19 protein-coding genes and 1 riboswitch are annotated in these 21,247 nt (G+C 42.9%); of the genes, 17 read left to right on the forward strand and 2 right to left on the reverse strand.

From position 1 onward, the window contains the following. The first annotated feature begins 43 nt into the window (after window positions 1-43). A riboswitch (guanidine-I (ykkC/yxkD leader) is annotated at window positions 44-160 on the forward strand. Window positions 161-219: 59 nt separating this feature from the next. The 14 genes from ACU6U9_RS02920 (at window position 220) to ACU6U9_RS02985 (ending at window position 16,137) form a co-directional block, all read left to right on the forward strand. Next, a complete protein-coding gene (locus tag ACU6U9_RS02920; protein ID WP_446733587.1) occupies window positions 220-1,272 on the forward strand; it encodes a putative urea ABC transporter substrate-binding protein in 1,053 nt (350 codons plus the stop codon). An 87-nt stretch (window positions 1,273-1,359) separates the two neighbouring features. Beyond that, entirely contained in the window at window positions 1,360-2,175 is an 816-nt protein-coding gene (locus ACU6U9_RS02925) for an ABC transporter permease (protein WP_446733588.1), read from the forward strand. A gap of 8 nt (window positions 2,176-2,183) precedes the next feature. Then, complete coding sequence (locus ACU6U9_RS02930) at window positions 2,184-2,966, forward strand: ABC transporter ATP-binding protein (protein ID WP_446733589.1); 783 nt, start codon at window positions 2,184-2,186, stop codon at window positions 2,964-2,966. Between the two features lie 10 nt (window positions 2,967-2,976). Next, the gene (locus ACU6U9_RS02935) at window positions 2,977-3,723 is read left to right on the forward strand and encodes an urea amidolyase associated protein UAAP1 (protein WP_446733590.1); all 747 of its coding nucleotides are present in this window, start codon (window positions 2,977-2,979) and stop codon (window positions 3,721-3,723) included. A gap of 93 nt (window positions 3,724-3,816) precedes the next feature. Beyond that, on the forward strand, window positions 3,817-4,455 hold the full coding sequence (locus tag ACU6U9_RS02940; RefSeq protein WP_446733591.1) for an urea amidolyase associated protein UAAP2: 639 nt from the start codon (window positions 3,817-3,819) through the stop codon (window positions 4,453-4,455). A gap of 95 nt (window positions 4,456-4,550) precedes the next feature. Next, entirely contained in the window at window positions 4,551-8,201 is a 3,651-nt protein-coding gene (gene uca, locus ACU6U9_RS02945) for an urea carboxylase (protein WP_446733592.1), read from the forward strand. A gap of 34 nt (window positions 8,202-8,235) precedes the next feature. Beyond that, a complete protein-coding gene (gene atzF / locus ACU6U9_RS02950; protein WP_446733593.1) occupies window positions 8,236-10,023 on the forward strand; it encodes an allophanate hydrolase in 1,788 nt (595 codons plus the stop codon). Between the two features lie 147 nt (window positions 10,024-10,170). Then, window positions 10,171-10,428, forward strand: coding sequence for a type II toxin-antitoxin system Phd/YefM family antitoxin (locus ACU6U9_RS02955; protein ID WP_446733594.1), 258 nt, complete (start codon window positions 10,171-10,173; stop codon window positions 10,426-10,428). Beyond that, entirely contained in the window at window positions 10,416-10,727 is a 312-nt protein-coding gene (locus ACU6U9_RS02960; protein ID WP_446733595.1) for a type II toxin-antitoxin system RelE/ParE family toxin, read from the forward strand. Before ACU6U9_RS02955 ends, ACU6U9_RS02960 begins: the two co-directional genes overlap by 13 nt. Before the next feature lie 165 nt (window positions 10,728-10,892). After that, window positions 10,893-11,177 carry a TfoX/Sxy family DNA transformation protein gene (locus ACU6U9_RS02965; RefSeq protein ID WP_446733596.1) on the forward strand — a complete coding sequence of 95 codons (285 nt, stop codon included), beginning with the start codon at window positions 10,893-10,895 and terminating at the stop codon, window positions 11,175-11,177. 347 nt (window positions 11,178-11,524) lie between these two features. Then, entirely contained in the window at window positions 11,525-11,887 is a 363-nt protein-coding gene (locus ACU6U9_RS02970) for a GFA family protein (protein ID WP_446733597.1), read from the forward strand. 776 nt (window positions 11,888-12,663) lie between these two features. Further along, window positions 12,664-14,319, forward strand: a complete 1,656-nt coding sequence (locus ACU6U9_RS02975; RefSeq protein ID WP_446733598.1) for a glycosyl hydrolase — start codon at window positions 12,664-12,666, stop codon at window positions 14,317-14,319. Window positions 14,320-15,150: 831 nt separating this feature from the next. Further along, window positions 15,151-15,576, forward strand: a complete 426-nt coding sequence (locus tag ACU6U9_RS02980; protein ID WP_446733599.1) for a DUF1761 domain-containing protein — start codon at window positions 15,151-15,153, stop codon at window positions 15,574-15,576. A gap of 99 nt (window positions 15,577-15,675) precedes the next feature. Beyond that, complete coding sequence (locus tag ACU6U9_RS02985) at window positions 15,676-16,137, forward strand: hypothetical protein (protein ID WP_446733600.1); 462 nt, start codon at window positions 15,676-15,678, stop codon at window positions 16,135-16,137. Window positions 16,138-16,233: 96 nt separating this feature from the next. Here ACU6U9_RS02985 and ACU6U9_RS02990 read toward each other — a convergent pair whose 3' ends face one another. After that, window positions 16,234-16,680: a hypothetical protein gene (locus ACU6U9_RS02990; protein ID WP_446733601.1), complete on the reverse strand. Its 447-nt coding sequence runs from the start codon at window positions 16,678-16,680 to the stop codon at window positions 16,234-16,236. Window positions 16,681-16,718: 38 nt separating this feature from the next. Beyond that, window positions 16,719-19,010 carry a penicillin-binding protein 1B gene (gene mrcB / locus ACU6U9_RS02995; protein WP_446733602.1) on the reverse strand — a complete coding sequence of 764 codons (2,292 nt, stop codon included), beginning with the start codon at window positions 19,008-19,010 and terminating at the stop codon, window positions 16,719-16,721. Window positions 19,011-19,128: 118 nt separating this feature from the next. Between mrcB and ACU6U9_RS03000 the strand changes: the two genes are divergently transcribed. The 3 genes from ACU6U9_RS03000 (at window position 19,129) to ACU6U9_RS03010 (ending at window position 20,898) form a co-directional block, all read left to right on the forward strand. Beyond that, the gene (locus ACU6U9_RS03000) at window positions 19,129-20,124 is read left to right on the forward strand and encodes an adenosine kinase (RefSeq protein ID WP_446733603.1); all 996 of its coding nucleotides are present in this window, start codon (window positions 19,129-19,131) and stop codon (window positions 20,122-20,124) included. Between the two features lie 275 nt (window positions 20,125-20,399). Then, window positions 20,400-20,591: a transposase gene (locus tag ACU6U9_RS03005; protein ID WP_446733604.1), complete on the forward strand. Its 192-nt coding sequence runs from the start codon at window positions 20,400-20,402 to the stop codon at window positions 20,589-20,591. Beyond that, window positions 20,554-20,898, forward strand: coding sequence for an REP-associated tyrosine transposase (locus tag ACU6U9_RS03010; protein WP_446733605.1), 345 nt, complete (start codon window positions 20,554-20,556; stop codon window positions 20,896-20,898). The genes ACU6U9_RS03005 and ACU6U9_RS03010 overlap by 38 nt, the downstream gene beginning before the upstream one ends. Window positions 20,899-21,247 lie beyond the last annotated feature (349 nt).

A 21,247-nucleotide genomic window follows, 5' to 3' on the forward strand; every position in this document is an offset into this window, starting at 1 on the left:
ATGGCCAAATTTAGGTGAATGATCACAGCCTGAAAACAATTTGAAATGGTATAGCTAGGGTTCCGACTTCTTTTAAAGTGACTGGTCCGAGAGCTATCGACCTTCCTTAAACTCTTAAGTGTTTAGCAAGGTTACACGGCGGGAAAAAAGCCCGGGAGAATCGATTGGCATTAGCCAAGATTACTCGTATGTAACTTTTAAATCACTTGGGAGAACCCAATGAAAACATTTACGTCTCGTCTATTACTCAGTGCGTCTATTGCGCTTAGTACGCTTAGCGCTTCAAGTCTTGTACAAGCAAAAGAAGATTTCAAAGTATGTTGGTCAATCTATGTAGGCTGGATGCCTTGGGAATACGGCCATGAATCTGGCATCGTTAAAAAGTGGGCCGATAAATACGATATCAATATCGATGTGGTGCAATTTAACGATTACGTTGAATCCATGAACCAATACACAGCAGGTGAATTCGATGCTTGCACCATGGCAAACGTAGATGCCCTAACGATTCCTGCTGCTGGTGGCGTTGATTCTACCGCGCTAATTGTTGGTGACTTTTCTAACGGTAACGATGCCGTTATTTTAAAAGAAGGCAAAACAATGAAAGCGGCCAAAGGCCAAAACATTAACCTAGTTGAATTAAGTGTTTCTCATTACTTGTTAGCCCGTGGCCTAGAAAGCGCTGGCCTGTCTGAAAAAGATGTAAAAGTCGTCAACACCTCTGATGCCGATTTGGTATCCGCTTATACCACCAGTGATGTGACTGCCGTTGCCACTTGGAACCCATTAGTAAGCGAAATTTTAAACATGCCGAAAGCCAACAAAGTATTTGATAGCTCAAATATTCCCGGCGAAATCATTGATACCTTAATTGTGAATACCAAAACTCTTGAAGAAAACCCAAAATTGGGTAAAGCCTTAACAGGCGCTTGGTATGAAATTATGGACAAAATGAAAAGCGATAAAACCGTACGTGAGCACATGGGTAAAGCATCCGGTACTGACCTTGCGGGTTTTGAAGCGCAATTAGATTCAACCAAAATGTTTTACGACGCAAAAGAAGCGGTTGAATTTGTAAACAGCCCAGCCCTTAAAAACACCATGAAATACGTCGCTGAGTTTTCTTTTGATCACGGCCTATTAGGTGATGGTGCACCGGATGCGGGTGTCATTGGTATCGAAACACCAGCGGGTATCTTTGGCGATAAAAGCAATATCAAACTTCGCTTTAACCCAGCTTACATGCAAATGGCCGCTGACGGTAAATTGTAAAACCAATTTATAACCGCCTTTGATGTGAAAAAATAAAACAACAGGGACGTTGTTTACTCCCATTGCCAGAATTGAAAAGAGAGCATTATGAATCGCTGGATAAATAAAAAGCCATCTCGGCCTTTGGCCATAGCATTGGGAGTGCTGCCCTTTATCTTGCTCATGGCACTTTATCAATGGGGGTCTGAAACACGTAAAGCCGAAAACCCAAACGATAAATTACTACCAAGTGTTAGCCAGTTTCAAAGTGCCATCGACCGCTTAGCCTTTACACCAAGCAAGCGCACTGGCGAATACTTATTTTGGCAAGATACCAAGAGCAGTTTACAGCGTTTATTAACTGGCGTTGTGTGCGCTGCGATGATTGGTTTATTACTTGGGCTAATTACGGGTGCGATTCCGTTAATTGGCGCTAACTTAAATCCGATTATTACCGCAATCTCACTTATCCCCCCCATGGCGGTATTACCGTTATTACTGATTACATTTGGTTTGGGCGAGCTATCAAAAGTCATGCTGATTGTTGTGGGTATTACCCCGTTTTTAATTCGTGATTTATATCAACGCACAAAAGATATTCCTAACGAACAATTGGTTAAGGCGCAAACTTTAGGCGCAAATTCATTTCAAATTATTATTCGCGTATTACTGCCGCAAATATTACCAAGATTATTAGACGCACTGCGTTTGAGTTTAGGCACCGCTTGGTTATTTTTAATTGCAGCAGAAGCCATCGCCGCCACAGACGGCTTAGGGTATCGCATCTTTTTAGTTAGACGTTATTTATCAATGGATGTCATTTTACCTTATGTAATGTGGATAACCCTATTGGCATTCTTGCTAGATTGGTTATTGATGAAAACCAGTAAAAAAGCATTTCCTTGGTATCACGCAGCGAAGTAGAGGTCTCCATGTCTAATTATCAAATTGAATTTCGCCACGTTGAAAAATCCTATGGTGAAAATTTAGTATTAGAGAATATTAACTGCCAAGTTAAACAAGGTGAATTTATCACTATGGTGGGCACCTCTGGCTGTGGTAAAAGTACTTTTTTAAACATGTTACTGGGCACAGAATCTCATACACAAGGTGACATATTATTAGATGGCCAACCCATCCTGGCTGAACCAAGCCCAGAGCGCGGCATTGTGTTTCAAAAGTATTCTGTTTTCCCTCACTTAACCGTACGCGACAATGTGGCTATTTCAAAAGAATTTGAATCCAGCTTTATTGGCCGACTTTTTGGTAAACAACGAAACAAAGCATTAGATGAAGCAGACAAATGGCTCGATGCCGTGGGCTTGCTAAACGCGAAACATAAATACCCACATGAACTTTCTGGTGGCATGCAACAACGCTTGGCGATCGCACAAGCACTGATCAAACACCCGAAGGTATTATTACTGGATGAACCTTTTGGTGCGCTAGATCCGGGCATTCGTAAAGACATGCATAAGTTAGTGTTAGATTTATGGCAAAAATATCACCTTACTATTTTTATGGTAACCCATGACTTAGAAGAGGGTTTTTATCTAGGTACCCGTTTGTGGGTGTTCGATAAAACCCGTCACGACCCGCACGCCCAAAATCGTTTCGGCAGCACCATTACATTTGATTTACCTGTTGGTAAAACAGATGAGGAAAGCTTAGAAATCATCGAAGAATCATTATCACTACACGCATTGTCTGCGTAGTGAGGAGCCTATGACACAACCTACAAAAACCTACCACGCATTGGTTAACGACAAGGTTTACCAAACCACGATTCCGGGCGCCAGCCATTGGTCCACCATGGTCCGAAAAGGCGCGAAATTAAAAATTAAAGACATTAATGGCAGTGCCAATCTTGGCATGTTGTTTTTTAACCCTTATCAGTTAGACGAAAAATATAACGCTCCCGACACACTGAAATGCCAACACACATTCAAATTAACCAAAGATCATTGCCTGTACAGCGACATGGGACGTATTTTTTGCTCCATCGTTGAAGATAGCTTTGGCTGGCACGAAAGTATGTGTGGCAATAGCCATGCAAGCCATATTGAAAAACAATTTGGCAAACGCGATTACCAAACTCAGCATAATCAATGGCTGCAAAATGGCTATGATAGTTTTTTAGTCGAGCTGGCCAAATACAATTTAAAAGCACAAGACATGGCCGCAAACGTCAATTGGTTTAGCCAAGTAAGCAGTGATGAAGAAGGTCAGTTATCTCTGAGCCGTCAAAGCGAAGCCGGTGATCACGTCACCTTGCGCTTTGAAATGGATACCTTAGTGATCATGCACACCTGCCCACACCCATTAACGCAAGCAGAAGAATATCCAAAGACGCCCATTGAAATTACCTTAAGCCAAGCAGAGCCCATTCGAGTAGATGACCCATGCATGAATCATTGCCCTGAAAATCAACGGGGCTTTGAAAATAATGCTCTATACCATTTTGGTTTGTGAGAAACAGTATGAATAAAACAAGAGCATTAAAAACACAAAGCGCCCATATATTGAAAAATAATCGCTATACGATTTTGGTTTGTGAGAAGTACTATGATTAAAGAAAGTGTATTACAACCACAAGACGCTCATACATCCGAAACAGTCAGCGCCGGTGACTATTATTTTGGCATTGTTAAAGCGGGCGAAACCATTCGTATCGTTGACCTTAAAGGCAATCAAGCTGCGGATACATTATTTTATAACGCGCAAAATGTGAGCGAACGTTATAGCGCCATGGACACCATCCGAGAACAAGGGGCTTTGTACCTAACGGCTGGCAGCATGTTGAAAACCAATTTAAATAACGACCTATTAGAAATCGTAGCCGATACCTGTGGCCGCCACGATACGGTGGGCGGTGCCTGTGCAACTGAATCCAACACAGTTCGTTATGACTTAGAAAAACGCTGCATGCATGCTTGCCGTGATAGCTGGATGCTCGCCATTCAAGAACACCCAAAATACAAATTAAATAAAGAAGATATTACTCATAATATTAATTTTTTTATGAATGTGCCGGTCACAAGCGATGGCAAACTTACCTTCGAAGATGGCATTTCGGCACCGGGCAAATACGTAGAGCTCACCGCTAAGATGGATAGCTTGGTATTAATTTCCAATTGCCCACAACTGAACAACCCGTGTAATGGTTATGACCCAACCCCAATTGAAGTATTCATTTGGTCGTAAGCGTTACCTAAAAAATTAAGTGTTCGCACTTCGAAATCAGGACGACCTGATTTAGCTATTCATTACCGGGACGACCCGTCAGTTTGGAGCCGTTTATGTTCAATACGGTCTTAATTGCAAATCGCGGCGCCATTGCCACGCGCATTATTCGCACCCTTAAAACATTAAATGTTCAATCTGTTGTGGTGTATCACGAAGCCGACAAAGACTCCCTGCATGTACAACATGCCGACATCGCCATCAGTTTAGGCGAAGGCTCTGTGGGCGATACCTACCTAAACATTGAAAAAATTATCGCCATTGCCAAACAACACAGTGTGCAGGCCATTCATCCGGGTTACGGTTTTTTAAGTGAGAACACCGAATTTGTAACAGCCTGTGAAGACAATGACATTGTATTCATCGGCCCCACCGTTGAACAAATGAATCTATTTGGTTTAAAACACCAAGCCCGTGATGCGGCGCTTGCTGCTGGCGTGCCCTTAGTACCGGGGTCACCATTATTAAATGAATTAGATGATGCCATTAATTGGGCCGACGATGTTGGCTATCCCATCATGCTAAAAAGCACCGCAGGCGGTGGCGGCATCGGCATGCAAGCTTGCCATAGCAAAAGCGAACTGATAAAAGCATGGGACAGTGTCAAACGTTTAGGGGCCAGTTATTTTTCTAACGATGGCGTGTTTTTAGAAAAACTCATCCAGCGCGCGCGCCATATTGAAGTGCAAATTTTTGCTAACGGTAACGGCCAAGCCATAAGCTTGGGTGAACGGGACTGCTCGGCGCAGCGCCGTAATCAAAAAGTCATTGAAGAAACCCCAGCGCCTAATTTATCCCAAGCATTACGCAACGAATTACACACAACCGCCGAGCGCTTAATGGCGTCTGTTCAGTATCGCAATGCCGGCACCGTTGAGTTTATTTTTGATGATGCCGTCCAAGCGTTTTACTTTTTAGAAGTAAACACCCGCTTACAAGTCGAGCATGGTGTCACCGAGCAAGTTTGGGGCATTGATCTGGTTGAATGCATGGTCAAACAAGCGGCGGGCGAATTAGAAGACCTCAACCAATTAAAGGCCACACTCACACCAAGGGGCCACAGTGTTCAAGCGCGTATTTACGCCGAAAATCCAGCACAAGACTTTATGCCAAGCAGCGGTTTATTATCCCATGTGAGTTGGCCGCAACATGAAAATGCCGCTTACCAAGCGGGCAACTGTCGTATTGATACATGGATCGAATCCGGCATTGAAGTGCCGTCACTGTTTGACCCCATGTTAGCAAAAGTCATCGTCACCGAAGCCAGTCGCGAACAAGCCATTGCCAAACTGGATAACGTATTAGATCAAAGCACTATTTATGGCATTCAAACTAACAAGCCTTATGTGCAAAATATTTTACGCGCCCCCATGACCACTCAGGGTAAAATTTTCACCAATAGCTTGGCTGAATTTTCTGTGCAGCCTTCTACGTTTACGGTATTAAATGGCGGCACGCAAACCACCATTCAAGACTACCCTGGTCGTCAAAATCATTGGCATGTGGGCGTCCCCCCTTCTGGGCCAATGGACGCCATGAGTTTTCGTTTAGCCAATGAACTACTCGAAAACAATGTATATGCCGCGGCACTGGAGATCACACTCAACGGCCCAAGTTTAAAATTTAACGTGGCCTGTGATGTGGCCATTGTTGGGGCTGAATTTTCGCTTACCCTAGACAACAAACCTGTGCCCATGAATCAAGTGATTCATATAAACGCCGAACAAACCCTCACCATAGGAAAAATAAAAGACAAAGGTGCCCGTTGTTATTTAGCCGTAAAAGGCGGCGTGCAATGCCCAGAATATTTAGGCTCTAAATCCACCTTTACCCTTGGGCAATTTGGCGGACATGTGGGTCGTGCATTAAGAACCGGTGATGTCATTGAACTTGCCAAACAATGCACCGATACACGCTTAACTGAAAAAGATATTCCTGACTTTAATAACTTTACTCAACTGGTAACACCGGATGTGGTGAAACTGCGAGTCATCTATGGCCCCCACGGCGCACCGGACTTTTTTACCGATGCCGACATTCAAGAATTTTTAAGTCACACATGGGAAGTGCACTACAACTCGTCGCGTACCGGTGTGCGTTTAATTGGCCCTAACCCTAAATGGGCACGCCACAGTGGCGGCGAAGCGGGCATGCACCCATCAAACATTCATGATAATGCCTATGCATTTGGTACCGTGGATTTTACCGGCGACATGCCTGTGATTCTTGGGCCAGACGGCCCGTCATTAGGTGGCTTTGTTTGCCCTGCCACTGTGATAACAGCGGACCTTTGGAAATTAGGCCAATTAAAAGCGGGCAGTAAAGTTCAGTTTATTCCAGTCAGTCACGAGCAAGCAGTAGCACTTGAGCAAGCGCAAAGCAAACATATTGAACAGCTCAAACCTGCCCACATTGACGCCAGCAGTTTTGACTTTGAAAACCTGCCAAGCCCCATTGTGCACCAAACAAAAATTGGTGATGACAACATCGTTTGTCGTCTAGCCGGTGATCACTTTTTATTAGTGGAACTTGGCCCACTTGAATTAGATATTGCCCGTCGCTTTAAAGTGCATGCCCTCATGCTGTGGTTAGAACAACACAAACTGGCCGGCATGAAAGAACTCACCCCAGGCATACGTTCACTGCAAATTCATTATGATTCACAAAAAATCACGCTACTTGAATTAACCCAACTGATTGATCAAGCCTGTGAATACGTGGCCACCACTGAAAACCTTACCGTGCCATCACGCACGGTTTATTTGCCGCTCAGCTGGGATGATGCTGCGTGCCAGTTAGCCATTGAAAAATACATGCAGTCTGTGCGCAAAGACGCTCCATGGTGCCCAAGCAACTTAGAATTTATTCGTCGCATTAATGGCCTTGCCGATATTCAAGCGGTGAAAGACACCGTCTTTAATGCCGAGTACTTGGTCATGGGCTTGGGTGATGTGTATTTAGGCGCACCGGTTGCCACCCCGCTAGACCCACGCCACAGATTGGTCACCACTAAATACAACCCTGCAAGAACGTGGACAGCTGAAAACTCCGTGGGCATCGGCGGCGCGTACATGTGTGTTTACGGCATGGAAGGCCCGGGCGGTTATCAATTTGTTGGCCGTACCTCACAAATGTGGAATCGCTACCATCAAACCCACGATTTTAAACAACCTTGGTTACTAAAATTTTTTGATCAAATAAAATTTTATGAAGTAAGCCCAGAAGAGCTTGCCCACATTCGAGAAGCCTTACCCAAGGGGCAGGTCTCATTAAAAATTGAAGAAACCCAATTTAGTTTAAATGAATACCAAGCCTTTTTAGATAAAAACAAAACGGAAATTTCAACGTTTGTGCAATCAAGAGAACAAGCTTTTGAAGCAGAACTCACCCGCTGGAAAGAAAATGGCCAGCTCACCTTTGAACAAGTAGAAGTCGAAAACCTAAATACAGACACATTCCATTTACCCGAAAACTGCCAAGCCATGGACAGCCCAGTATCGGGCAGTGTTTGGCAATGCAAGGTGGCAACGGGCGATACCGTTGAGGTTGGTGATGTATTAATGATTTTAGAATCCATGAAAATGGAGATTGAAATTCACGCCACCCAAGCAGGCACCGTACACAGCCTGTTAAAACAACAAGGGCAATCAGTTACAGCGGGCCAACCCTTAGTGATTATTGAAGAACACACCACCGCATTGGCATAAGCACTTTTATTAAAAACAGAATTAGGTACTGAATATGTTTAACTTAAATATTACCGCCCTTAAACAGGCCTACACAAAAAACGACATTACTCCTAGCGAATTAATATTGGCACTGCGCGAACAAGCCCTTAGCCAACAAGATCATAATGCGTGGATCACATTATTAGACGAAGCCAAACTCAATGAGTACTTAACGTATTTAGACGGTAAAAACCCTGACGATTTACCGCTTTATGGTGTGCCCTTTGCCATCAAAGATAATATTGATTTAGCCGGCGTGCCCACCACCGCCGCATGCCCGGACTTTGCCTATACACCAACAGAAAATGCTTTTGTAGTTGAGCAATTATTAAAAGCCGGTGCCATACCTTTAGGCAAAACCAACCTTGATCAATTTGCTACAGGGTTAGTGGGCGTGCGCAGCCCATATGGTGAAGGCAAAAATGCGTTTAATACCGATTATATATCCGGTGGTTCAAGTGCCGGCTCCGCCGTGAGCACCGCCCTTGGCCAAGTGAGTTTTGCATTGGGTACCGACACCGCAGGCAGCGGCCGCGTACCCGCCGCCCTTAATAATTTAATTGGCCACAAACCCACAAAAGGTTTGTTCAGTAACACCGGTTTAGTACCTGCGTGTTTGAGTTTGGATTGCATCACCGTGTTTGCACTTAACACACAAGATGCAGCATTGGTTACCAGTGTGGCTGGGCAATACGATAACAACGACAGCTACGCCCGTGAAAACAAACCCGATAATTTATTGCGCTACTTTGAACCAAAACTACCAGAGCAATTTACCTTTGGTGTGCCTTCAACCTTAGACTTTTACAACAACACAGAAACCCAAGCCTTGTTTGCAAAAACCGTGGCACAACTTGAAAGCCTTGGGGGTAAAAAAGTTGATGTGGATTTTGCCCACTTTATTCAAGCGGCGAAATTATTATACGAAGGCCCATGGGTCGCCGAGCGCTGGTTAGCGGTAAAAGACGTGAAACGTGAATCCATGTTGCCCGTGATTCAAACCATTATTGGCAGCGCCGAAGGCAAAACCGCCGCCGATGCGTTTAGCGCGCAACATCAATTACAAGCCTTTAAAAAAATATGTGATGCACAAGTGGATGCCGTCGACTTTTTATTAACCCCCACCTGCCCCACACAATTTACTCGTGAAGCATTACGCGCAGAGCCCATCAAATACAATTCCATCTTAGGCACCTACACCAACTTCATGAACCTGCTGGATTACACCGCCACCAATGTGCCCGTGGGTTTCACCCAAAACGGTGTCAGCTGGGGTGTGACCTTATTTAGCCAAGCCTTTACCGACATGAAATTGCTCAGCTATTCTGGCGCACTGCATCAAGCTTTAAATTTACCCCAAGGCACCAGTGACTTTGCATTACAAACCTTCGAAGGCAACGCAGTGCCCCGCCCAAGTGATCGCATTAATGTGGTGGTATGTGGTGCTCACCTAGAAGGCTTCCCATTAAATTGGCAACTAACAGAACGGGGCGCCACGCTGGTGAGCAAAACCCAAAGCGCCCCTAGCTATCAGTTGTATGCGCTGCCCGACGGTAAACGCCCCGCCATGATTCGTGATGATGAAAACGGTACGGCCATTGATGTAGAAGTATGGTCCATGCCCATGAAATACTTTGGCTCATTTGTGGCAGGCATTCCTGCCCCCCTTGGCATTGGCAAAGTGGAACTGGCCGATGGCACTTGGCAGTGCGGCTTTATGAGTGAGGGCAATGTGGTGAGTGATGCGAAAAACATTACTGAGTTTGGGGGGTGGAAGGGCTATTTAGATTCGCTTGCTTAATGATTATTTGGTGATGGTACCTGACCGTGTGGAAGGGTGCCGTTCAATGCAAGCGGGATGCTTCTCCGTCATGGGGCTAGAATAAACGTTAGTGTTCCCTAAAACATAGTGATACTATAGTGATACATTTGAATCTTAGGTGTCGCTATGAGAACCGAAGTCGTCACAACGTTGAAAAGACAAGCAACAAAACTACTTGCTGATCTACATGAGTCAAAAGAACCTATTCTTATAACTGAGCATGGTCAACCATCAGCCTATCTACTTGATGTTGCTGATTACGAAATGATGCTAGAGCGAATGAAGATCTTGGAAGGTATTGCCAAAGGCGAGCAGGCTATCCGTGAAGGTCGAACGATGGATATGTCGCACGCCAAAGAGAAGATGGGTAAATGGCTCAAATAATCTGGACCGAGCCAGCACTAGAGAATCTCAACGATATTGCTGAGTATATTGCAGTGAGCAATCACCGCGCTGCAAGCCAGCTAGTAAAACTTATTTTCAGCAAGCTACAGAGATTAGAACAATTTCCTGACTCAGGCAGGATTCCAGAAGAAATTTCGACTCTAAATTATCGAGAAATAGTAATAAACCCTTGCCGTGTTTTCTACAAAGTTGAAAACGACTCTGTCTATATCCTTCACGTGTTAAGACAAGAAAGAGACTTACGAAAGTTTTTACTATCTACCGAAAATGAAAGCTAACCAAACGTTAAACCGGATACACCTTCGTCGAACGCGGCAAAATTAACTTAGACACCCAGAGTTAATTTATATTTGATTTTAAGCTCCTCCATTCTCCCTGAACTTATTGAGGGTGCAGATTGGCTATCCATTTCCCGGTGAGAAAAACGTTAAGCGAGTTGAATTATGAAAAACTCTGACATAAAAATAAAGCTTAGAGATCTGAAAGGGTTCGGCCCAAAAAGCGAAGAGATTCTTGCACAAGTCGGCATAAATTCAGTGGAGGATTTTATGAAAGTCGATCCATTTGAGTTATATTCAAGACTAAAAGCAAAGGTGAAAGGTACTGGGCTAAATTCAATTTATGCCATTATAGGTGCAAGAGAAGATCTACATTGGCAAGAAGTTGCAAGAACCCAAAAAACATCGATTTTGATGCAGCTCGATGATATGGGATTAGCTCCCAAGTAAGGTCGCTTAATTCATTTATCAACCATAATCCTAAATAACCGGACCTCCGTTCAGGCGTTTCGCGCCTACACTACTTTAATAATTCTAACACCCATAGTTGATAATTGAAAAAGGCTTTCTGGATATAGTAGTATTTTCTTATCATGGGTGTCTTGATAATTCAACCTAATAAGGCTACATGAAATGAGTGGTAAGTGTTTTCATCAATAAAGTGATTATTTGAATTGCAACTTAGTAAGAATCTGGCAGATTAATGCTTAAAATAAATTTAGAAATAAGGCTCAGGGGAAGATTGTCATAAATCGGATTTTTCTACAGCCTCGTTAGGCATCATGGTGTATCACGGAATGATTGAAGCAAGTTGCCATTGTGGCAATATCAAAATAGCTGTTCCCAAAACAGCAGATACCGTTACAAGTTGTAATTGTTCTGCTTGCAGAAAATATGCATCATTATGGGCTTACTTTTCACCTAAAGAAGTTAAGATTACAGCGAAGGCTAAGTCAATTTCTTCATATTCTTGGGGTGATAAAACCATTGAATTCCATCATTGCAATAACTGTGGTTGTTTAACTCATTACACGGCAACAAAATTTGGCAATAAAGATAACATGGCTGTCAATTTTCGTTTAGTAAATACTGATATTGTTAGCGCACTTAAAATTAGGTATTTTGATGGCGCTGATACATGGGAAGAAATAAAACAGTAAATGCCTAACAAGGATTTTCAAGTCAGACAAATTACAGTTGGCTTCTTTCGTACCTTACTTATTTTAGCCAACTACAATTTCTCGATTAAAACTTAATATTGACTCGCTTGAATCGCTACAAAAAAACGCTTCACTCCTTGACATGCATCAGCATCACTAACGCCAACGCACATACACACTTGGTTCACTGGTTGAAATTCGCTGGGCGCGCTCTAAAAATAACTATCCATAAATAATCATTAATACACCCATAGCTGATAATTTAAAAATAGACTTACTGGATCTAATTGTATTTTCTTATAATGGGTATTTTGAATAATTATTTATCGATTTATTTTTTAAAAAATCATTTAGCGATGACGAAAATATTATAGTGATCTTGCAATAAGTAACGATAACAAACCGATCGATAGCGCTGCGAATAGTTATGATTCTATTAAGCTCTACATAAAAGGAAAAACATCTTAAATTATTATTAAAAGGTGATGCCGAATTACGTGGTGCAATACCCTTAAGTTCGCTTATTTAGGCTTATTATTCCCTTACATCGCCATGTTGTTAGATGGAGAGTTTAAGCAGGAAGATTTAGAAGAGCTTACCCATTTTTTATTGTGACAAGTATCTCAAATATTACCCCTTCAGCTGGTCTAACGCTGGTCTAAAGCTAGTCTTCAGTCAACCCTCAGTGTTAAAGCTTGATGCTAAGACAAGGAAATACTGATCCTAATGAATTCATAGAGTTATAAGTAATAACAAATTTACTTATGGAGATCACTATGACCAAAACACACTCTCTTGCCATGATCGTTGCTAGCTTCGTATTTAGTGCAAACATAAGTGCTGGAGTAATCACTTCGACTAAAAAAGGCGTCGGCTCCAATGACGTTGATAGAATTCACAAATTAAATACCGCATGGTCTTATAATTGGAATATAAACAAAACGATCGGCATAGATTCGAATATCGAGTATGTACCTATGCGTTGGGGAAAGTGGTGGCCTAACTTATCAAATATTGCAAACGCAGGTAAACCCGAATTTATTCTTGGCTTTAACGAGCCTGATAGTGCAAGCCAATCTGATACGAGTGTCGCTGTCGCTATTAACCAATGGCCAAATATTGAAAATGTTGCGCAAGAAAATAGTCTAAAAATATGCTCACCGGTTACTAGAAATTACAATGAACCATGGATGGCCGATTTTATGGCACAAGCGGATGACTTGGGCTATCAAATTGATCGTTTGTGCGTACATTGGTACAAAGGCCCTAACGTCAACACCTTTATGAACAACCTTGCCTGGGTTTACAACCAATACGGTCAACGCCCTATTTGGTTAACCGAGTTTAACATGGCAGATTGGGTTGCCCCTAACAATTACACACAAGGCCAAGGCTACACTTTTATGGCTGAAGCGCTGCACCGTTTAGAGGCAACTCATATGGTAGAACGTTATGCAATTTTCCCTTGGAATGGCAGTACTTTCTGGTCATCTGCATCGCCTGTGTTTCATCCAAATGGCAACGAATTAACCGCACTTGGAAAGCTTTACTCGGGTTTTGAAGCCGATGACATAAATGGCCCGTTTCACAATCAAACCTATTATATTCATCACAAGTCTTCACATCGTCGCTTAACCAGTACCGAATACAATTTAGGTGCACAAAATATTTTTTATGAAAATAGTGATTCAAACTTTAAATTGGCTCCAGGGCCGAACAATACCTGGTTTATCGATAACAACGATGGGACGGCTCGCCTTCGATACGATGGTTCAGAATTGCATTGGACGACGAATATGTCGAATACAGGAACATGGGTTCAATGGCGCCTTGATAGCGCATTACATGGCTGGAAATATATTGAGAGCGTTGGCCACAATTCTCGTTTAAATTACAACGGCAGTACTTTTACGATGGTTTCGTCAACGGCAACTAGGAATACTGCCCAGTGGCGTTTTATTCGTCCGAATAACGGTTGGCACATTGTATTGAGCGACACATTTGAGGACGGCTTTGGCTCAAACTGGTTTAGTGCAGGTTCGGATGCACGTACTTACTCAGGTGAACTAGCACCCGAAGGTAATGCATCCATTTTATTACGTGATGATTCGGCTACTTCAATTATGACAAGTCGTCGAATCAGGCTAAATAACAGTAATGAGGTAAATGTTACCTTTTCCTATAGAGCGGTTAGCTTTGATAATAGTAATGAAGGCTTCTTTTTGGAGATATCTTTAGATGGCGGTTCGAGCTGGAGCACAATTGGTTATTGGAATCTTAATGATGAGTTTGAAAACAACACCTTGATGCATGATAGTATTACTGTTCATAATACTAGCTTAACCAATAACAAAAAATTTAGATTCCGCGCTGATGCAAGCGGCAACAAAGATTACTTGTATATAGACAATGTCATCATTGGTGTTCGTTGACCCATAACTAAAGGCCAAAAATTGCAGCTGGGCACAATTCTCCCTGCAATTTTTTCGGTATAAAACCAACAAATAAGACTGTCACACTTAGATGAACAATCCATATCTTGCCCCACAAACACCCTCATAACAAGTACACGATTTAGGACTTTCCATACTTCAATATTGAAGGTAACTAAAATTTTTTGACGGCTCGATACCGTGAAATTTATTCAACCGTCATGGGGCGTAAAGCTCAATATTAATTATATTAAAGAGAGCGAAAAGCAAATATACAGAATACAGTATGAGGAGTAATAAACAGTTATAAACTAGATACTTAAACATGCACAAATATTTTAGTGAGAAATTATTCAGACTCCCGTAGTTGATAATTGAAAAAAGGCTTGCTGAATATAATAGTATTTTCTTATGATGGGTATCGTGATAATTCATATAGGTGCCTTAATAATCACTACTTTAATCGTATTACTTGAAAATGATCTTGGTATGGCTGTTGCGCTTGGCCCACAAGATATTTGAGAAACACTACTCGCAGGTTTGAATTGGCAGTCGCCAACTTACTGGCCAGTGCTTGCATTAAAGTGGATTATTCAAGGTTATGAGTTAGGCTCCGGAATAGTTAGTACTTTAAAATTACTAAGCAACAACAACGGTTATTCTCAATAATTTTAGACATAGAGCAAGAAAGATAATAACTGCGTGGGAAAGAGAAAATTCAACCACTTATTGTTCAAGCTCGTTAAAACCGTTATCTCGGCGGGTCTCGGACTCGTAAACTCGCCGAAAAACAATGGCGTTAAGCTATTCAAAATAAGATTAGGAGACAATATGACTTGGATCGCAGAATTACAAAACATCAATTACCTAGCGGTAGCAGTGGCAACAATTACCAGCTATGTACTGGGGTTTGCTTGGTACCATTGGGCCGTTTTTGGTGAAGCATGGGCAAATGCTTTAGGCATCACAAAAGAGCAAGCTGACAATACAGAAGGTCTTGGTGGTGCTTTTATCGTATCGTTAATTTCTGGCCTTGCAAAATCCTTATGCATGGCCTTGCTTATGGCTGCCGCTAATATATCTGGTTTACTGAACGGCGCATTTTTTGGCTTAGTCGTAGCTGGCGTATTTACTGTGGCATCATTAGGTTATTACAATGGTTTTGCGCGTACCTCTTCAAAATTAACATTAATAAATTCAGCCCACAGTATTACCGAGCTTGCTCTGGTTGGTGCTATTATTGGTGCATTGCCTTAATACTCTTATCATTCCAAACTTAATCATAAAAAAATAAAAAAGCGCTTATGCAAACATAAGCGCTTTTTTATAAACCGCGAATTAAACTAAGGATTAAAATTGAAAACAGGAATCAAGGCTGCTCTATGCCTTTCATTATGCTTATCTATGACTGTTGTCGCAGACGGCTCCATTTCTTACGGGGTGGGTATCGGTCGTTCTTATAGTGGGCTTGGTGTTAATTACGGGATGCTATCTGAAACAGATTTCAAGTACGTAACGACAGGTATTTTAGCCTACTCAAGTTCCGATGGTAGATATTATGCGTCCGGAGCAGGCTGGATGAAAACGAATTTATTTAATTCTAATACGCCTAATCATGGGGCTAACATCTACGCTGGCATAATTAATAATGACAAAAAATATAATAATACGCCCTATATAGGTGCTGGGTATTTATATTTTTTTGATGGGATAAAAAATCCAGGTAAAGCCATTGGGGTTAGCTTCTTTAATGGAAACGAAATAGATGGCTTTGGTTTAGGTCTATCATTTCAATTTGAATTCGGCTATCAATTTTAAATTAAACAAGGCCATCTAAAGCTCATTCATAAAAAATCGCTTATGCAAAACATAAGCGCTTTTTTATAAACGAAACTTGTTTTTAAAGCATAAGCTTTAATATTGATTCGCTTGAATCGCCACTAATAAACGCTTCACTTCTTGCGACGCGTCAGAATCGCTGGCCACTAACGCCAACGCACGACGGGCCATTTGCTCGGCGCTGCGGGTGTTATTTTCTAACCAAAACAAATAGCTTAAACGCACATACACGCTTGGCTCGCGGGTTGAAATCCGTTGTGCGCGTTCTAATAAAATTTGGCAGGCTTGAAAGTTTCCGCGAATAAATTCTAAGTCCGCTTGTTTCAACAAAGACGCCAGCGCTTGTTGCTCTGGGTATTCATTGCCGCCGTTTAGTTGCAGCCCTAAATTTTGGTGATACCAGCTAGGCAATTGTGCCAGCACTTGACTGCTCGTGGCTTCGATCTGATCAACGGATTGATACGGCGCAGTGGAGCACGCCGCTAATAGTGCAATGAATACGACAAGTAATACTGATTTCATTAATTTCGTTATTCCCATAAATTAAAACTTAATGGCACTTAGTTAAACATCCGTGACCACCAAGACTTGCCCGTGTCCGGTGCTTGCTCCGGCACACAGTCTAATGTGTGCAATGGTAACCGACCTTGAATAAATGGCAACTGTACCGAAGCATCGCACGCTTCACTGCTAATGGCGTTTTGTTCAACATCGACCCATTGCTCAACTATGTTTTCGGTAGGCAGTGGATAAAGCGGTTTTAACGGTAAGTCTTTAAACGTTTGTGCCCACACGCGCAACGCACCGCTTGAGCCCGTTAATGGCATCATTTTATTGTCGTCGCGGCCGACCCATACAACTGCCAGCTTATCGCCACTAAAACCGGCAAACCAAGAATCGCGTTGGCTATCACTGGTGCCGGTTTTACCCGCTAAGTTCAGCGAGTCATCAAATTGTGAATTCAAGTAACGGGCGGTACCTTCTTTAACCACACGCTGCATGATTTTTTGTAACAAATAAATAGGTTCTGTTTTAATGGTTTGCTTTACATCATAACCATAACGGCTAAGCAATTGGCCGTCTTGTGTGGTCACACCGCGAATGGCTTTTAATGGTGTTTTAAAACCCGATGCGGCAATGGTTTGATACATCTGAGCCACATCAAATGGGTTCATTTCAAACGCGCCCAAAACAATGGATGGGTAAGCGGGAATTTTTTGTTCCACCCCTAAATCATGAAACGTTTGCACCACATTGGTTAATCCAATTTTCAACCCCAAACGCGCCGTTGCTTGGTTTAATGAACGCGCCATAGCTTGATACAAAGGCACTATGCCATGACTTTTTTTATCATAATTTTCAGGTTCCCACACACTGCCGTTAGCCCCTGCTATTTTAATTTCGCTGTCATCTAGGGGCGTAATTAAATTATATTCAGGTGAACGCAACGCGGTTAAATACACAGCGGGTTTGGCTAGCGAGCCAATGGAACGGTTAGCATCCAGTGCGCGGTTAAAACCAAAATAGCGCGGGTTTCGATCACCCACAACCGCTTCGACTTCTCCGCTTTCGGTACCGGCTATGACCATTGCGCCTTGTAACGAATCTTTTGGCATACGATAACCACTTTCTAAGCGGGCTAAACGTTTGCTCATGGCTTGCTCTGCACTGCGCTGAATAATCGGGTCGAGGCTGGTGTAAATGCGCAAACCTTCGCTGGTTAAATCTTTGTCGGCATAGTCGCTGCGTAGTTGTCTGCGTACTAAATCTAAAAACGCTGGATATTCAATACGTTGATATTGCGAATATTGCACCACATCCAGTGCACGTTTTTGCCATACTGCAAATTCATAATCGCTGATCAACCCTTGATCATGCATCACACCCAGCACCACATTACGCCGTGCTAATGCGTTTTCTGGCTTACGTTTTGGATTGTAAACACTCGGGCCTTTTACCATACCCACAAGGGTCGCAATTTCTGGAGCGGTTAAACGGCTAATGTGTTTACCAAAATAAAACTGGCTGGCTAACCCAAACCCATGAACCGCACGGCGGCCACTTTGGCCAAGGTACACTTCATTTAAGTAGGTTTCTAAAATATCGTCTTTGGAATAATGCAGCTCAACCAATATGGCCATTAAGGCTTCGGTGGCTTTACGTACCAAGGTGCGCTCGCGGGTTAAGAAAAAGTTTTTTACTAATTGCTGAGTTAAAGTGGAGCCGCCTTGCACCAAGCCACCACGTTGCACGTTCACCACCATGGCGCGGGCAATGCCTTTAAGGCTAATACCAAAGTGATCGTAATAATCCCGATCTTCAACCGCAACCAAGGTTTTAAGCAACAAACTTGGGGCATCATCTAATTGAATAAGTTGTCTGTCTTCATTGTGCTTGGGGTAAATACCGCCAATGAGTAATGGCTCCAATCGCGCAAGCGCCACCGCTTGGCCATCCAACCACAAGCCATCAATAGCGCCGCTGTTAAAGCGCATATGCACACGGGCCGATGATTCTTCGCCATCATATAATTTAACGTAACGGCGAAACACATCCAGTTCGTTGCCATCAAAGCTGTATTGCCCTGGGGTCACCACACTGGGGACGCGCTGATAACCAATTTGCTCTAATTCTTGAATCAAGTAATTAGGCTTTAATTCAAGCCCAGGGTAAAGCTCAAGCGGGCGAGCGAACACCTTCGCCGGCAAGGCCCAGCGCTTACCTTCAAATTTTTCGCGTACCTGTGCATCAAGGTAAGCCATTAACATAGCCAGCACGACTACACCCACAAGGGATAGCTTTATGGCCCAAGACAAAACGGTCTTAAAACGGGAAGAGTTGGTATTTTTCATGGGCGCAGTATACCAAGCTTTGGCGGGAACTCATGGGGCAATTTCCCACCGGATTCACACCCTGATAAACTGCTTTGCTTTCACTGACCCATCTACCTATTAAAAAAGAGATAACATCATGGCCAAGTATCAGATTTACGGTATCGGTAACGCCCTTGTGGATAAAGAGTTTGAAGTAACGGGTGCCTTTTTTGCTCAAAATAACATCGAAAAAGGCCTGATGACCTTAATCGACCAAGACCAACAAGAAACGCTACTGGCTAATCTGACGGACACATTTGGTCTAAAGAAACGTGCCGGTGGTGGCAGCGCGGCCAACACCATTTTTGCAGCACAGTATTTAGGGGCCAAAACCTTTTATACCTGCAACGTGGCTAACGATGAAACTGGCGACTTTTACGTAAAAGACTTAACCAGTGCTGGCATCGACACGAACCTTGGTAGCAACCGTGAAGACGGCGTAACGGGTAAATGCATGGTGATGATCACTCCCGATGCCGAACGCACCATGAACACCTACCTAGGTATTACCGCTGATTTAAATCATAACCACATCAACGAAGCGGCTTTGAAAAATAGTGAGTACTTATACATCGAAGGCTATTTAGTCAGCAGCGACAGCGCGCGCCATGCCGCCATCGAATGTAAAAAACTGGCTGAGGCCAATAATGTAAAAACCGCCCTAACCTTCTCTGACCCTGCCATGGTTCAGTTTTTCAAAGACGGCCTAGCTGAAATGCTCGGTAATGGCGTCGATTTACTGTTCTGTAACGCAGAAGAAGCACTGAGTTACACCGGTACTGCCAACCTTGATGATGCAGCAAACGAACTTAAAAAAATCGCCAAAACCTTCGCCATCACCTGTGGTGATAAGGGTGCCGTATTGTTTGATGGCACCAGCAGCATCAACATCGCACCCAATGCAGTCACCGCGGTAGACAGCAATGGCGCTGGGGATAACTTTGCAGGCGCGTTTTTGTTTGCTATTACCGCAGGCCATTCGTGGGAAGAAGCCGGTAAGCTTGCCAGCAAGATTAGCTCACAAGTGGTGAGCCAGTTTGGTCCTCGATTGGAAGCGGCGCAGTACCCTGTGTTGAAAAGCGAAGTGTTTTAATTTACTGAATAATGACACCTCTGTGATGACATTGTCGGGCCGTGCCCGACCTACATGTATATTCATTTATAATTTTGAATGACTTTAAACTTGTAGGGTGGGCATTGCCCACTATCAACAAAACCGTCGGACCGTGCCCGACCTACATGTATATTCATTTATCATTTTGAATGACGTTAAACTTGTAGGGTGGGCATTGCCCACTATCAACACATCCGTCGGGCGGTGCCCGACCTACAAATAAAGCGCACTTATATTTAAAAGTGGAGGCAAAGATGCCTAACTATGTCCGTTCTTATCAACAAGGCGGCACCTTCTTTTTTACCGTTGTCACATATCATCGCCAACCACTGTTAACCTTACCGCTGGTTCGCAAAGCATTACGTGAATCTATTATTCAGGTTCGTGCTGAAATGCCGTTTAAAATAGATGCATGGTGTCTTACACGCTATCTGGACGTTGCCTGAAAGCGATACAGACTACTCAAAACGCTGGGGGCGCATAAAAGCGCTAACAACAAAACAGCTCAAAAAAAATGGGTTTGGTTTCATTCATAAAAGTATTTGGCAATCTCGCTTTTGGGAACATCAAATACGAGATGAAAGCGATCTTAATACTCACCTCGATTATATTCATATAAATCCCGTTAAACATGGTTTCGTTATTACGCCAAATGAATGGCCATATTCCACTTACCACAAGTATTTAAACAATGGGTTTTATGCTAACGATTGGGGGAAAAATTTAGATATAACAGGACAATTTGGCGAGTAAAACGTTTGCTAAGCTTTAGCCGCACTGCTCAGCATTAACTAATTTCGTCGGGCAATGCCCGACCTACCACTTTTAATTGACTCAAAACAATATAGAAATAAACATCGCATGCCATCAAAATAAAATAGCACCGAAGAAGATAATCATTTTAAACAAACTTAAAGAGTCCCGTTTCGGGCAATGCCCGACCTACATTGTTTATTTTAACGTTTATGGGATTCTTTAAGGTTATTAAAAATAATAAACGATTGCGTCATAACGAATAACTCAACCGTAGGGTGGGCATTGCCCACCATCAAAGAATACCGTCGGGCAGTGCCCGACCTACATTGTATATTTTAACGTTTAT

This window comes from Pseudomonas sp. HK3 (assembly GCF_052920985.1).

Coding starts and splice junctions, on each gene's coding strand:
- ACU6U9_RS02920 (WP_446733587.1), top strand. CDS start 220: ATGAAAACATTTACGTCTCGTCTATTACTCAGTGCGTCTATTGCGCTT.
- ACU6U9_RS02925 (WP_446733588.1), top strand. CDS start 1,360: ATGAATCGCTGGATAAATAAAAAGCCATCTCGGCCTTTGGCCATAGCA.
- ACU6U9_RS02930 (WP_446733589.1), top strand. CDS start 2,184: ATGTCTAATTATCAAATTGAATTTCGCCACGTTGAAAAATCCTATGGT.
- ACU6U9_RS02935 (WP_446733590.1), top strand. CDS start 2,977: ATGACACAACCTACAAAAACCTACCACGCATTGGTTAACGACAAGGTT.
- ACU6U9_RS02940 (WP_446733591.1), top strand. CDS start 3,817: ATGATTAAAGAAAGTGTATTACAACCACAAGACGCTCATACATCCGAA.
- uca (WP_446733592.1), top strand. CDS start 4,551: ATGTTCAATACGGTCTTAATTGCAAATCGCGGCGCCATTGCCACGCGC.
- atzF (WP_446733593.1), top strand. CDS start 8,236: ATGTTTAACTTAAATATTACCGCCCTTAAACAGGCCTACACAAAAAAC.
- ACU6U9_RS02955 (WP_446733594.1), top strand. CDS start 10,171: ATGAGAACCGAAGTCGTCACAACGTTGAAAAGACAAGCAACAAAACTA.
- ACU6U9_RS02960 (WP_446733595.1), top strand. CDS start 10,416: ATGGCTCAAATAATCTGGACCGAGCCAGCACTAGAGAATCTCAACGAT.
- ACU6U9_RS02965 (WP_446733596.1), top strand. CDS start 10,893: ATGAAAAACTCTGACATAAAAATAAAGCTTAGAGATCTGAAAGGGTTC.
- ACU6U9_RS02970 (WP_446733597.1), top strand. CDS start 11,525: ATGATTGAAGCAAGTTGCCATTGTGGCAATATCAAAATAGCTGTTCCC.
- ACU6U9_RS02975 (WP_446733598.1), top strand. CDS start 12,664: ATGACCAAAACACACTCTCTTGCCATGATCGTTGCTAGCTTCGTATTT.
- ACU6U9_RS02980 (WP_446733599.1), top strand. CDS start 15,151: ATGACTTGGATCGCAGAATTACAAAACATCAATTACCTAGCGGTAGCA.
- ACU6U9_RS02990 (WP_446733601.1), bottom strand. CDS start 16,680: ATGAAATCAGTATTACTTGTCGTATTCATTGCACTATTAGCGGCGTGC.
- mrcB (WP_446733602.1), bottom strand. CDS start 19,010: ATGAAAAATACCAACTCTTCCCGTTTTAAGACCGTTTTGTCTTGGGCC.
- ACU6U9_RS03000 (WP_446733603.1), top strand. CDS start 19,129: ATGGCCAAGTATCAGATTTACGGTATCGGTAACGCCCTTGTGGATAAA.
- ACU6U9_RS03005 (WP_446733604.1), top strand. CDS start 20,400: ATGCCTAACTATGTCCGTTCTTATCAACAAGGCGGCACCTTCTTTTTT.
- ACU6U9_RS03010 (WP_446733605.1), top strand. CDS start 20,554: ATGCATGGTGTCTTACACGCTATCTGGACGTTGCCTGAAAGCGATACA.